This window comes from Vibrio gallicus, from assembly GCF_024346875.1.
In the GTDB taxonomy this organism is placed as follows: domain Bacteria; phylum Pseudomonadota; class Gammaproteobacteria; order Enterobacterales; family Vibrionaceae; genus Vibrio; species Vibrio gallicus.
In genome coordinates this window covers 203,998-218,118 of sequence record NZ_AP024872.1, presented here as the reverse complement: position 1 = coordinate 218,118, position 14,121 = coordinate 203,998, and the positions used below count along the sequence as shown (strand labels likewise).

Genomic DNA, 14,121 nt, shown 5'->3' with positions numbered 1-14,121 from the left:
TAATTTGGTAACAATTCGGCGTACTGCTTATATCACACCGGCTACTTCAATTGTGACCGTATCAGAATAAGTCCCTTCTAAAGCATCTGATGCGTCGACATTTAACTCAAGCGCTGCATTTTCAAAATCTGTTGCATTCACCTGATCAATCGTCTCTTCAAACGCTACCGCTGGGTCAAACACATAGCTACCCACGTTTAAAGTATATGGAAGGGAGGGCGCCCCACCACCATTACGAGCCATACCACCATTTGCAGAACTCATGGTAACTTTAAAGCCATCCACAGTATTACAATAGGCAGATACGGAACCGAGCCCTAGATCTGTGTGGTTAAGTTCACTTGCAAATACGTTTGTGCCTAAAGTATTATCAAAATCAATAGTCAACTCGCATTCACACGGCACAATCCCTGTAATTATGATGTCATCGCTGATATCACACATCACGCCACCTGGATCGTCTCCCTGATCATCACCTGGTGGAGTATCATAGCTATTACACATGCGGTGTTTATGCCGTTTCCCCGCATCTGCGTCCGGTATAATTAGCCCAAACAAGGCTAACCCCAAGATAGCTGCAAAAAATACCTGTTTCATAATCAATCCCTCGCCTTTTATCACTTTTACCAAGTTGCGAGGAAAGCTTAGTGTTACCCCTAAATTAAAGCGTCACCCTAAAGAATGAGTTAGCTACCATTTAGCGGGTGATTTTTGGGTGAATTTGTCGATTGCGCTACCGCTCTAGCAATAAGCTCTGCCCTAGAGTGCACGTTAATTTTTTTCATGACACTAGAAGCATGTGTTTTCACCGTATTGACACTTACATTAACGGTTTCAGCTATTTGCGGGTTATTTAGGCCCTTTAATAGCATTAAACAGATATTCTTCTCTTTTGGGGTAAGCGCATGCGATAAAGCAAAATCATCAGCTGCAATATGCGGATCAAATTCATTGGCAAGATAGGCTTTAGCAAGCTTACTGAGATCTCTTCGTGAGTACCAAAGCTCACCACTTTCTACAGCTTCTACCGCGCTTGCAATGTGCTCAAGACAATGCCGGCGCATCACAACCCCAGAAAAACCACTCAAGATCCAATCGCCTAACTGGAATCCTTCTTCATCTACATTAACCGCCAGCCAATCCCCTCGTTCATGTGCTGGATTGATGCCAACTCTGATTGGATTACCACTGGTAGCAACGTCAATAATATAGATACTTCGTGTTGATAATGAAGCATTAGGACAAAAACAGTCTCTCACATTGTTGGCGTGTGAGAATTTAATAGAAGTGAAGTGCTGTCTTAAAATAGCCGTTGCTGCACTGGCAAATTCATCAGAGCGTGTAACGACATAACCGCACGCATAAGATAGCGACATAAGCCCTCCTTAGGAACCTATGCCATCAAACGATACCCCTTTAAGCCTTGTATGAGTCAATATCTCAAAGCTACAAATCCATTTGAAGGCCATTTAACTTTAGGCGTTTTTGGTCTGATTTTCACCTTTGATACGCCTAATAATCCAATAATTTACCCATTTGAACATACGCTATTAAATACGATATCTATTTTAGAACTATATTATTGATGCGGATTATAGGTTTGCTCGCTAACATTGATGAGGGCCATCTACCAGCCCCTTAACCAATAAAGCCGAGCACTATCGCTCGGCTTTATTACATTTTGTTATTAGTGAATTGGCGCATCGGTTTTATTATTGAACTTACCGAAGTACTTCTCTAACACTTCAGGCGTTAACTCACCTGCTTCCTCAAGCTTTTTGAGCTCCGCCGCTATGCGTTTTTGCTCATCAATAGTAGGAAGTTGCTCTTCAAGTTGGTCTGCAACGTTGTCAGCCATGTCCTGCAGTTCTTTTTCAAAATCACTCATGATTCAAACCTCTCAATAGTTATGAGATGAGTTTACTGGAGTACACAATTAAGCTCAACTAGCAAAAAAGCCCCTCAGATTGAGGGGCAAAGTTTCCATCGCTTTTATTATAGTGTAATTATATTTAACATTTTAAAGCATGTGATTAGCCGAAATCGCCATTCACATAGCCTTGAGTGCGGTCATCTCTCGGATTACTGAATATTACTTGAGTTTCATTATGCTCAACTAATTCACCCATTAAGAAAAAAGCCGTGCGGTCAGAAATACGACGAGCCTGTTGCATTGAGTGCGTCACAATCACTATGGTGTAGTCCTTTTTTAGGTCTTCCATCAATTCTTCGATTTTATGTGTTGCGATAGGATCAAGCGCTGAGGTTGGCTCGTCCATTAAGATAACATCTGGTTCCATGGCAATAGTACGCGCAATACATAATCGCTGCTGCTGTCCACCCGATAGGCCGAAAGCGTGTGATTTAAGGCGATCTTTTACCTCATCCCATAACGCAGCACCGCGCAAAGAACGCTCTACAACCTCATCGATGTGTTTCTTATCTTTGATACCTTGTGCTCGTAAACCGTAGGCTACGTTCTCGTAAATGCTCATTGGAAATGGATTGGGCTTTTGAAAAACCATACCCACCTTAATACGCAGATCAGCAATATCAATATTGCCGTATATATCTTGGCTATCCATCTCAACTAGACCGGTGATTTTTACACCTTCAATCAGGTCGTTCATGCGATTTAAGCAACGCAATAGCGTTGACTTACCACAACCAGAAGGACCAATTAACGCCGTAACTTGACGCTGTGGAATCGGTAGATTGATTGCCTTAAGTGCGCGGTTTTCGCCATAAAAAAGGTCTAAATTTTCGATATTGAATTTGTTCATTGTTTAGTCTCTTGAATTCTTTAATCTGGCTAGCACTTAGTAAGTTGCTTTGTTGAAACGACTAGCGATAAGTTTGGTCAGCGTGTTGATAAGCAGTACGACTACGATAAGTACCGTCGCGGTGCCATAGGCTTGATTCCATTCATCAATGGTAAACAGCTCAGTGGTCAACTTATAGAGGTGAACGGTCAAAGTACGACCTGAGTCAAGCAATGATTCAGGAATACGCGCCACCATACCTGCGGTTAAAAATACCGGGGCTGACTCACCTATAACACGTCCAATACTCAAGATGACCGAGGTCAAAATACCTGGCATTGCGCTTGGCAAAATCAAGCGCCAAATGGTGTAGATTCTTGAAGAACCTAGTGCATATGAACCTTCACGATATGTCTGAGGTACCGCCATCAAAGCTTCTTCAGTAGCTCGGATGATGACAGGTAAAATCAAGATACTTAGTGTTAATGCCCCAGATAGGATGGAAAACCCAAACCCCATAATGGTGACAAAAAAGGTCATACCAAACAGACCAAAAATAATTGACGGAATACCCGCTAGAGATTCGGTACAAAAACGAATCACTTTCACAAACTTACTGCCAACTTTGGCGTATTCAGTAAGATAAATAGCGGTCATTATGCCTAACGGCGCCGCGACCGAGATAGATGCAATAACCATATAAATGGTCGAAATTATCATTGGGAAGATTCCGCGTTCTTCACCAGTACGCGTGTAATCATCAAAGATAAAGTTAAGGTCAACGAACTTCAAACCATTTGAAAGAACGTACCAGATTATCCAAAACAGGAAACCAACAGTGAGGGCTGCGGCCAACCATACAAATGCACTTAACATTTGGTCTTTGCGTTGACGAGCTTGTTTTAATTTAGCTATATCCATGACTTTACTTCGCCTTTTCACGGTTTAGGTACAATAAGGCACCGTTGAGGAGCATGATAAACACCAACAGAACCACGCCAGTTGCGTAAAGTGCGCTGGCATGCACGCCGCTTGCGTATGACATCTCAATTGCGATATTGGCAGTCAATGTACGAGCAGAATCTAAAATCCCTTCAGGCATTGCAGGTGCGTTACCCATCACCATGATAATTGCCATAGTTTCACCTAGTGCACGGCCTATTCCAAGAATCACACCTGTCATAATCCCTGAGCGTGCTGCTGGCACAAGTAACTTGAAGATGGTGTAGATTTTAGAAGCACCTAGAGCAAGTGAGCCCTCTTTATAAGCAGGAGGCACTGCGCGAATAGAGGTTTCTGAGACAGTAATTACCGTCGGTAGAATCATAATGCCGAGTACAATAATACCCGCAAGAATGGTATTACCCGCTGGCACATCAAAGACCTCTTGGATAAGAGGAACGATGATAACTAAGCCAAAGAATCCATATACTACAGAAGGAATACCCGCTAATAACTCAATCGCAGGACGAATTAAATTCGCGGCGCGCTTAGGCGCGACTTCTGCAATGAAAATAGCCGTCAAAACGCCGACTGGCACACCAAATAAAACTGCGCCTATGGTAGATACCAGCGAAGCGACTATCATAGTTGCAACGCCGTAAAGCGCAGGCGGTAACCAGTTTTGACCTAATACGATGCCGCTAACACCCACTTCCTGAAAAGCTGGGATACTTTCAACAACAATAAAATAAGCAATGATGGCAAGAGAAAGAATGCCGATAATTGCACTGGTAAGAAAAAGCGTATGGAAGATACGCTCTCTCCAGTCAACACCACGATTTTGGCGAAGGGACCCTTGGCCAAGATTGGAGGATTGAACGCTGTCATTATTCATAGAAAAATTCACTATAAATTGCGATGGGATATAAAAAGCTTATTAAAGTAAGCGAAAGGCTCAGCCTTCACAGGCTGAGCAAAATTTAATTTTGATTTAAAGCTTAGTTAACTGTGATGTAACCTTTCTTAGCTGCAATAGCTTGAGCTTCATCAGCAACCATCCAGCTTAGGAATTGTTGCGCTTCAGCCGAAGGTGCACCGTCTTTGTAAAGCACTAGGAATGGACGAGCTACTTTATAAGAGCCGTTTTTCACGTTATCAACCGTTGCTGCTGCACCATCAATTGTCAGAGCTTGAACAGATGAATCAACCGTACCTAGAGAGATATAACCTACTGCATATGGGTTATTCGCAACAGAAACCTTAAGTGCGCCGTTACCATTTGCTACTTGTGCACGCTGAGAGATAGCCGATACTTTCTTACCAGAGATAGTCATCTTAAGGTTCATGATGTCTTCAAATGCACCACGAGTACCCGAAGCAGTATCACGAGTGATTGCTACGATAGGCTTGTTCTCACCACCAACGTCTTTCCAGTTAGAGATTTCACCTTTATAGATTTTAGCGATTTGGTCAGCGGTTAGAGCCTTAACTGAGTTGTTTGGGTTTACAACAACAGCGATACCATCACGAGCAATAACAAGCTCTTTTAGGTTGTCTGATTTTTCTTCTGCTTTTAGGTCACGAGAAGAGATACCAAAATCCGCTGTGCCATTTTTTGCAGCACGAATACCTGCAGATGAACCTGGCGCTTGAATCTCGATAAATACTGGTTCACCCTTATTCATATAAGTTTCAGCAAAAACCTCAACCAAAGGAGAAGCACTATTTGAACCTACAACAGAAATAGTCTCTTTCGCAGTTGCTACGTTCATTGATAGAGCACCGAGTAGTGCAACTGTACCGATTACTGTCTTTTTCATCATATGTCCTTAATGGGAATCACTGTCACGACGATATGCCGTGGGTTTATTTAAACGACGAAGCACACTTTAAGCGGGTTATGTGACAGTTATGTTTCAGCAATTTGAAAGGTAAATGACAATTGGAAGGAAATGATGAGTAGATGGGGTGGTGTATCGGGGAATCGATGTGTCGGTGAATCGATGTGTCGGTGAATCGATGACGCAACCCACAGGATCATAGAACCAAAGCGCCACAGAACCGCACCTCCTCCCCCGTCATGCCGGTAATCTTTTAAGCCGGCATCTGTGATATCTCAGGTTCAATTAAGGCAAAACACTGAATTAGTATCGAGTATCTACAGATCCCCGCCTACGCGGGGACGACGATACAAAGGCGTGTCGGTGAATCGATGTACCGATGTACCGATGTACCGATGATGCAACCCACAGGGCCATAGAACCAAAGAACCACAGAACCGCACCTCCCCCCCCCGTCATGCCGGTAATCTGTTAAGCCGGCATCTGTGATATCTCGAACTCAAGTGAAGCAATACAGTGAATTAGTATCGAGTATCTACAGATCCCCGCCTTCGCGGGGACGACGATACAAAGGTGTATCGGTGTATCGGTGTATCGGTGTATCGATGATGCACCCACAGGACCATAGGACCATAGGACCATAGGACCGATACACCAAAAAAACGGAGCCACTAGGCTTCGTTGAGATTTATTCTGTATCCGCTTTCGGCTTTTTCTTCGGTATAAAGACGGAGTCACCAACTGCAATATTGGTATGGAAGGTTTTATCCCTTTTGACCGCCTTCTTAGGTGTCTTCTTGTGGTTTAACTGAGCATTACCACCCTGCTTGCCTTTTGACTTGGCGTAGGCCGGTTTTTTCGGTCTCAATCCTTTAAACTTACCTTCCAAGCCTTCAAGCACATCAAATTTAAGATCTTGATGGAGGAAGTTCTCTACGCGCTTAAAGCTATCCCAATCTTTTGGACCAACCAACGAAGCAGCACAACCCTTGTTACCTGCACGGCCTGTACGACCTACTCGGTGAACGTATTCCTCGGTATGTTTTGGCATATCAAAGTTGAAAACATGTGATACGTTCGAGATATCGATACCACGGGAGGCGATATCGGTGGTTACCAAGATCTTATACACCGCTCGCTCGAACTGACTCATGATGGTATTACGCTGATTCTGGTTCAAACTACCACTTAGCGCTACCGCCTTAAGCTTAAGTTCATTAAGCTTCTCAGTTAAGCGTTCAGTATCAGAACGTGTCGCGGTAAAGATCATGATCTGTTTATAATCAGCATCATCAATCAAACGCAACAGTTGTGCTTCCTTGTGATCAAGGTGGTCACACAGATAGAATTTCTGTTCAATATCCATATGCTGTGCTTGCGCACTATCAATTGAGATGCGCTTTGGATCATTTAGCAGTTCCATCGCAAGGTCATGAACCTCAGCGTGGTCTAATGTTGCTGAAAACATTAAGGTTTGACGGCGACGATGCTTAGCTGCGGCGTCTATTCGGCGCAACTCAACCGCGAATCCAAGATCAAGCATACGGTCTGCCTCATCCATGATCAGGGTATCTAAACCATCTAAAAATAGAGAGCGATGCTCTAAATGGTCCGCCAAGCGTCCCGGCGTCGCGACGATAAAGCGAGGATATTTACGCAAGGCTTTTACTTGATCATTGAAGTTTTCACCACCCACTATCAACTCAGCGTGGTAAGAAAGACCACCGAGCATAGAACGCAACTCACCATATACTTGACGCGCTAGTTCACGCGTTGGTGCCAATATTAGGCCACGTGGGTCTTTTGCAGAAAATGCCTTACTTTTAAGAGCCTTATGAAGCATTGGTAATACAAACGCAAGCGTCTTACCAGAGCCTGTCTTAGACGATGCTAATAGATCTTTACCTGCCATGATGACCGGAATGGCCTTCTGTTGAATCTCCGTCGCTTTCTTAAACGAATAGTGGTCCAAATTTTTCATCAAGCGGTTGTCTAAGCCCAGTTCACGAAACTTCAAAGTTTTCTCCTAAATAAGATAGTTATACGGTGCCAATCATACATCACATACCAATAGAGATCACAAAATTATCAAATTAACATAGTTACCCACTTGCCCACCCATAGCATTGCAAACCCCACTATTACTCAATCATCACCTTCTGAGTTGAATTGTGAGTAATCTAAAATGAAGAATTATTAATAGATGAAAGAATATTTCTACATTTTTCAATCAGCTACTACACTAAAAAAGTCATGGGCGACCAGTGGCATAATTAGAAAATTACAGGAGTTACTATGAAGAACAAAATTTTACTTGTAGCAGGAGTTAGCTCAGTATTATTACTTGCAGGTTGTGCGTCTGGTCCAGACGAAGCAACTACCGCAAAAATGAATGATCAAGATGCTCGTATTTCACAGCTTGAGCAAGATGTCTCAGCATTGAAAGCAGCGCACGAGAAAGATGTAGCTGACAATAAAGCAGCCACAATGAAAGCACATGAAACTGCTAAGTCTGCACAAGATGACGCCGCTCGAGCTAACGAACGCCTCGACAACGTAGCTCAATCTTACACTAAGTAAGCCTTAAAGATTTTAAAAGCCCAGTGAGAATATCACTGGGCTTTTTATTGGCCTATTCAAATTCAAATTCAAATTCAAATTCAAATACTAGTTAATCGCCGATATTAGGGTGGGCAAACCTGATTGTACCTTAACCACGCTATCTACTCTATTTGACGCAAAGCTATAACGCTCAACCCATATCTGCAGCTCTATTGGCCATTCCATAGATTCCTTATATCCATCCCTAGCAGTCAATGGCTCATGAGATTCCACATAAATACTACTATCAGGCTCCACTGCAACCTTAACCGGCTGATTAACGATTTGAACCGGCGTCTTGCGTTTAACCTGTGCAAACAACCACTCAATATCAGCGGGTTCCATGCGGATACATCCACTGCTTACCCTTAACCCAATTCCGAAATCCTTATTGGTACCGTGGATCAAATATTGCCCTGAGCCGTAACGAAGACGCATTGCGTATTCACCTAATGGGTTATCCGGTCCGGCAGGGACTTTTTCCGCAAGCTCAATACCAGCCTCTTCATAAGCAAGACGAATAGATTTAGGCGGTGTCCATGTTGGTCCTTCTATCATCTCATTGATATAGGTTGTCATCTGGGGTGTTTCTCGCCCTATCTTGCCTATCCCAACGGGGAATACATGCACCTGCTCACCATTAGGGTCAAAGTAATACAGTTTTAACTCCGCAAGGTTTACCACAATCCCTTCTCTTTGGGCGTTAGGAAGTATGGTTTGGTGCGGGATAATCAGCACCTCTCCCTCATGAGGAAGAAACGGATCAACCCCTCTATTGGCTGCCATTAAACTCAATAAACCCACGTCATAATCTCGTGCCAAAACGGCAAAGGTTTCCCCTGACTGCACCACGTGTCGCTTATTCTTGCCAATAACCTGTCCCCCATCCGCAGGCAGGGTAAAGGTTGCAGACATCACGACCTCCGATATGAACAAACTACCGATTAACATCCCTTTCAACATCTTGCTAATTTGCACGACTTCTCGCCTCTTTATACATCTCAAGTGCTTTTCCGCGCTGAGTTTTATGGTCCACTATGGGTAAAGGATAGTCTAAGCCAGCAAATTCAGCCCACAGCCATGGCTTATGGATATATCGATTTGGTACGTGTGACAATTCTGGTATCCAAAATCGAACAAATTCACCTTGCGGGTCAAACCTTTCCCCCTGAGAAATCGGATTAAAGATACGAAAATAGGGTTGTGCATCGCATCCCGTCGAAGCACTCCATTGCCAACCACCATTATTAGAAGCGTAATCCCCATCGATCAATTTATGCATAAAGTAGGCTTCACCGAGTCTCCAGTTTAACAATAGGTCTTTAGTTAAAAAGCTCGCAGTAACCATTCTCAATCGATTATGCATCCAACCCGTGGCATTTAATTGTCGCATCGCGGCATCCACAATTGGATACCCAGTTCTTCCTTGTTGCCACTTTGCAAGGTGTTGTGAATTTCCTTGCCAAATCATATTCCTCCCCCATGGGGCGAACGATTTTCCTTGGTTAAGGCTGGGTAAAAAAGCAATCAAATGCTGATAGAATTCGCGCCAAATGAGCTCACTCAGCCACGTCTGCTCTCCTTGTGACAACTCAGTAACGAGTCGGCCTTGCAGCATACTCTCTACACACTGTCGCGTAGATAACGCCCCAATCGCTAAAAAAGGAGACAGTCCACTAGTCGCTGCTATTGCAGGAAAATCTCGGTCTTGGTTGTAGTTAATGGCATCATCGGCAACAAACTGCCGCAGCTTATCCAAAATAGCGCGGCTAGATACTGTCCATTGCTTACTGTCCTGACAAGGGTAGTTGAAATCGATGCTCGGCTTATTCACGCTAGTATCGCAGGCAGCTTTAATTGGCTTTAGTACTTGAAATGAGCTTTGCTGGAGTTTATTCAGCCATGCCTTTTTAAACGGAGTGAAAACTTTAAAGTAATCCCCTTTTTTATTAAGCACTTGCCCTGGTTTAAACACACACCTGTCATGGCTACTGATAAAGCGCCTTGTACTTCCAGCAAGCCGCTCAGCTACGGCTTCATCTCTTTTAAGCTCATTGAATTCATATTCGGTATTTACCCAGACTGTTGAAGCCTGGTGCTCATCACAAAGCCTGTTTATCACGCTAGGGCATTGGTCATAAGTTGCGCTGCGGGTAACAATCAAGCCAACATGTAGCGCTTCAAGCTCTTGTGCTAGTTCACAGAGTCTACGCCGAATCAAATCCGCTTGAATCGGCGCCATTGCGTGCTGTTGCCATTGATTTGGGGTCTCAATAAACACGGCAATCACGCCGCAACCCTCAACTTTTTGAGCTTCTTGCAACGCGCAGCACAGCGCTGTGTTATCTATGACTCTGAGGTCGCGTCGCAACCAAACGATATGATTCATTGACGTATCACAGGCTATACCTCAAACGCAGATCTTGAGGGTGCGGAGCTAGAAATTTCTGTTGCTGCAAATAGGCATCAGGATAAAGAGTCAAATAATGTTTGAGTAAGGTTATCGGGCTTAGAAGCGGTAACACGCCTTCCCGATACTCATCAATTACCCGTCTCAACTCTTGCTTCTCTTGACTTGAAAGCCACTTTTTAAAATACCCCTGGATGTGCATCAGCGTATTAGAATTGTTTTTTCTACTCGCTCTGTTACTCAGTGCTTGCATCAATTTCAAACGATACAACTCATAAAACTCATCGATATCATATTCAGAGATAGTTGCTACTAGCTTTCCTAGTTCCTTATACGATTGCGGGTGGTGTGACATCAATGTCAACTTATACCGTGAGTGGAACGCGACTATTTTACCTGCAGTAGGCTCATCTCCCATACAATCATAAAAGTCACGTAAACTGAAAAGGCGTGCAATGAAATTCTCTTTTAATACGGGATCGTTTAAACGGCCATCCTCTTCTATCGGTAACCATGGCATTTGTTGCATCAATTGCTGGGTATATAGGCCAACCCCCTCTTTAGATGCGCCGCCTTTTGAATAGACTTTAACTCTTTCCATACCGCAGGTCGGCGATTTGGCACAGACCACATACCCGCACAGCTGTTTTAGTTTCAGACTGGCTATTTTTTGATTCGAGAATGCCAGCATTTTGTCAGTGTAATCCTGGGTTTCATCTTTGGTTTCCACAAGGGCAATGCGTTCCTTATCTGAAATAAGGCGAATCGTAGGGCGTGGAACTGGCATACCGGTACCTACTTCTGGACATACTGGAACAAACTTCACAAATGGGCCGAGCTCTTTGGTCACAAACTTACTTAGCTTATGTCCACTATCAAAGCGAACCTTGTCACCTATCACACAGGCACTGATACCTAGTTCTATTTTAGATTGACTGTCATTGAGCAACGATTGATGAGTCATAATATCCCCTTAAAGAGCGCCATATTTAATAAAAGTGCATCCATGCATACGAATATAATTTGAATATAGTTCAGATTTTTATAGATATTTTTCACCTCCGATTATGCGACGTAAATTTTCGAATTGAGCTTAATTTAGGTTACAATCGATAGAGAATTATTGGTGAGACAACACATCTTGAAACAGCTGGACAACGCAACGCTCGCGGTAAATTTTTGTAAGAACCCATTGTGCGAAGATTTTGGTTCTCTAAATCTTGATAACTATATCGTTACCAATCAACACAGTATTACCCCCAAGGTGGCATGTAAAAGCTGCCGCAGTATCCAAAATTTAATATGTTCTGAAGTGCTCGATATTGAGATAATTCAGCAAAACCAACATAAGCGTCATCAACTCCCTTGTTGCAATAATGAAGTGTGCAACAACTTTGGGCTCAACGTTCACCTATATCCGCACCTCTACCACTCTTTTGGCTTTAGTGGCGAAAAACAGCGCTATCGCTGTAAGCAATGCCAGTCAACAATTGTTGACCGCTTTTCGGTAGATAACCCACAACTCGATATCCATATAACCATATTAGGCTTACTGCTAACTGGATTTAGCCCCAAAGAAATTGCCAAAAAACTGAGTATGCAGGCTAAGACATTTAACGATCACCTAAAAACAATGGCTGTCCTATGTCGACAGAAATCAACCTTGTTCGACCATCACTGGCAAGACAGCCAATCCAAATTTAATCTAGGAAGTAAGTTTACTTCTCTACAGCCCAAAAGTAGCAACGGCGTACTGTTGCATGCTACTTGCGACTTGTCTTCGCAATACATCATTGACCATAATATCAATCTAACCAATCGCGACTCTCACCCCCCTGTAATTGATGAGAAACGTATCATAAAGCCAAGCTTTATTGCGCTACGTAACAAGTTGCCTCAATTAAAAAATGATGACCCAGTTGAAGCCCAATTAAAGGCGATAGAGATACGTATTGATGAGCGATTTGAAGAGCTGAATCCATTAGAAGAGCTGCCAAACTTTAAATACCCTCTAAAGTCTGCATTAGTGAAGCCGCAATATGCTATGACAGCACATTTCACACGTATTGCGCATAAGGTTTGTAACAAACCCATCGCCCTATTAATCCCATTGGAACCTTGCTTAGCCACCAGCGCTCTCAACGCTTTTAATAGCTTTAGGCAACAACAAATTTTTGATATGGCTTATATTCATCAAGATCTCGGTTGGAAGCCGAGCAAACATATATTTAAGCCCGACCAAATAACATGGCTGCACAGCAAAGCAATCTGGAATATGGCAGAACAGCGACGCCTGCGTGGTGCCAATGTTCACCGCATAATGGGAACCTTAGTTGAAAGTAACCTTGATACTAAAGAATTGTTTTCATTACCAAATCTAACCCCACTCAATGAATACTTTCATCGCTTTCACGCCTTATTTAAAGTAACAGTCCAAGAACCGAGAAGACGACTTCGTCCAGAGGGTCTTATGCCACTGCTGGATATTTACCGAGCTTGGAATAACCTATGTCACCAAATAGAACCCGGACAGACTCCAGCCGTGAATGCTGGAATATCAGAAAAACCCTTATCTCTAGCTCAACTATTAGGTTAAAAAGATAATCCCGACGCCAGCTACCGCCCCTAAGGTCCCCAGTAAAGCCCGAGTAGACAGCGGTTCACCTTTAAATTTATAAATTATCAACATAAACAAAGGGCTAGTTGCAATTAAAGTCTGCGCTACTGCAGGGTTCGCATATTTAAGGGCAATTTGTTGCAACCATAGTGCGATAAACGTGCCTACGAAAATGGCACCTAACAGAATCAGCCACTGCTTCGAGCGCATATCTTTTAACAACTTTCTCATTGTTGTCCAAGGTGATGCTTCAACCATATTAATAGTTATTGCCACTGCGAGAACGCCCACCGATAAACGAATTAAGGCGCCAAGTAACGGGTTTACATCCCCTGCAACCAATGCAAAATGCGATATCACTACCCCACTAGCCTGACAAACACTTGCCAACACTCCAAAGCCAATACCGGAACGCGACAATGGCTGTTGACTGCCATCGGCTTTAAACAACACAAATGCCACCGAAACCGTTGTCAAAAGCACACCAAACCAACTCCCCAAACTCAAGGCTGTGCCCAAAGCTAGCAAAGCAATAAGCCCCGAAAGTGGCGGTGCCAATGATTCCAGTAACAAAGTGTGATTAGGACCAATGCGCTTAAGTGCTGCGAAATAGGCGCTATCGCCAATCGCAATCCCAACGATACCTGAAATACCTAAAATCAAAGCATGGTGCGTGGAAATTTCGAGTGTCCCAGTAGGGATAATCGGCATCACTATTAGCATCATACACGAGGCAACGACACCTTTTATGATGTTCAACTGCATCGCACTAAACTGGTGACTAAACTGGCCATAGATCCAAGTGGCAAGGGCCCACACTATAGCGGCGCAAATCGCTGCTATCTCTCCATAAATACTCAAGCTAAGCCTCGGTTATAATTTGGTTATTTTTGTTAAAATTCAATAAAATGGTTGTAATGGAACATGGAAAGAATGACAATCAAACTA

The 14,121-nt window shown here is 43.3% G+C and carries 14 protein-coding genes; 2 read left to right on the top strand and 12 right to left on the bottom strand.

From position 1 onward, the window contains the following. Positions 1–27: 27 nt before the first annotated feature. From OCU28_RS12680 to OCU28_RS12645, 8 genes are all read right to left on the bottom strand, one after another. Positions 28–597, bottom strand: coding sequence for a spore coat U domain-containing protein (locus OCU28_RS12680; RefSeq protein ID WP_261818050.1), 570 nt, complete (start codon positions 595–597; stop codon positions 28–30). An 89-nt stretch (positions 598–686) separates the two neighbouring features. Beyond that, positions 687–1,376 (bottom strand): helix-turn-helix transcriptional regulator, encoded by a 690-nt coding sequence (locus OCU28_RS12675; protein WP_261818049.1) that lies wholly within the window; start codon positions 1,374–1,376, stop codon positions 687–689. Positions 1,377–1,687: 311 nt separating this feature from the next. Beyond that, positions 1,688–1,888, bottom strand: coding sequence for a restriction endonuclease subunit S (locus tag OCU28_RS12670; RefSeq protein ID WP_261818048.1), 201 nt, complete (start codon positions 1,886–1,888; stop codon positions 1,688–1,690). Between the two features lie 145 nt (positions 1,889–2,033). Then, positions 2,034–2,783 (bottom strand): phosphate ABC transporter ATP-binding protein PstB, encoded by a 750-nt coding sequence (gene pstB / locus OCU28_RS12665; protein WP_261818047.1) that lies wholly within the window; start codon positions 2,781–2,783, stop codon positions 2,034–2,036. A 36-nt stretch (positions 2,784–2,819) separates the two neighbouring features. Then, on the bottom strand, positions 2,820–3,683 hold the full coding sequence (pstA, locus tag OCU28_RS12660) for a phosphate ABC transporter permease PstA (RefSeq protein WP_261818046.1): 864 nt from the start codon (positions 3,681–3,683) through the stop codon (positions 2,820–2,822). A gap of 4 nt (positions 3,684–3,687) precedes the next feature. Beyond that, positions 3,688–4,599: a phosphate ABC transporter permease subunit PstC gene (gene pstC / locus OCU28_RS12655; protein WP_261818045.1), complete on the bottom strand. Its 912-nt coding sequence runs from the start codon at positions 4,597–4,599 to the stop codon at positions 3,688–3,690. A 103-nt stretch (positions 4,600–4,702) separates the two neighbouring features. Then, a complete protein-coding gene (locus tag OCU28_RS12650) occupies positions 4,703–5,524 on the bottom strand; it encodes a phosphate ABC transporter substrate-binding protein (RefSeq protein WP_261818044.1) in 822 nt (273 codons plus the stop codon). Between the two features lie 709 nt (positions 5,525–6,233). Continuing rightward, positions 6,234–7,562 (bottom strand): DEAD/DEAH box helicase, encoded by a 1,329-nt coding sequence (locus tag OCU28_RS12645; protein ID WP_261818043.1) that lies wholly within the window; start codon positions 7,560–7,562, stop codon positions 6,234–6,236. A 278-nt stretch (positions 7,563–7,840) separates the two neighbouring features. On the opposite strand from OCU28_RS12645, the gene OCU28_RS12640 reads away from it, so the two are divergent. Beyond that, positions 7,841–8,125, top strand: a complete 285-nt coding sequence (locus tag OCU28_RS12640; protein WP_261818042.1) for an Lpp/OprI family alanine-zipper lipoprotein — start codon at positions 7,841–7,843, stop codon at positions 8,123–8,125. Between the two features lie 87 nt (positions 8,126–8,212). Here the strand turns inward: OCU28_RS12640 and OCU28_RS12635 are convergent, their stop codons facing one another. Genes OCU28_RS12635 through OCU28_RS12625 form a run of 3 tightly spaced genes read right to left on the bottom strand, consistent with a single transcriptional unit; the run spans position 8,213 to position 11,520 of the window. Then, the gene (locus tag OCU28_RS12635) at positions 8,213–9,109 is read right to left on the bottom strand and encodes a L,D-transpeptidase family protein (RefSeq protein ID WP_390623842.1); all 897 of its coding nucleotides are present in this window, start codon (positions 9,107–9,109) and stop codon (positions 8,213–8,215) included. 4 nt (positions 9,110–9,113) lie between these two features. Beyond that, the gene (gene phrB, locus OCU28_RS12630; protein WP_261818041.1) at positions 9,114–10,535 is read right to left on the bottom strand and encodes a deoxyribodipyrimidine photo-lyase; all 1,422 of its coding nucleotides are present in this window, start codon (positions 10,533–10,535) and stop codon (positions 9,114–9,116) included. 7 nt (positions 10,536–10,542) lie between these two features. Beyond that, positions 10,543–11,520 carry a YbgA family protein gene (locus OCU28_RS12625; protein WP_261818040.1) on the bottom strand — a complete coding sequence of 326 codons (978 nt, stop codon included), beginning with the start codon at positions 11,518–11,520 and terminating at the stop codon, positions 10,543–10,545. Between the two features lie 162 nt (positions 11,521–11,682). On the opposite strand from OCU28_RS12625, the gene OCU28_RS12620 reads away from it, so the two are divergent. Then, positions 11,683–13,152 (top strand): hypothetical protein, encoded by a 1,470-nt coding sequence (locus OCU28_RS12620; protein WP_261818039.1) that lies wholly within the window; start codon positions 11,683–11,685, stop codon positions 13,150–13,152. On the opposite strand, the gene OCU28_RS12615 is transcribed toward OCU28_RS12620, so the two are convergent. Next, complete coding sequence (locus tag OCU28_RS12615; protein ID WP_261818038.1) at positions 13,144–14,034, bottom strand: DMT family transporter; 891 nt, start codon at positions 14,032–14,034, stop codon at positions 13,144–13,146. The two genes, OCU28_RS12620 and OCU28_RS12615, sit on opposite strands and share 9 nt — an antisense overlap. Positions 14,035–14,121 lie beyond the last annotated feature (87 nt).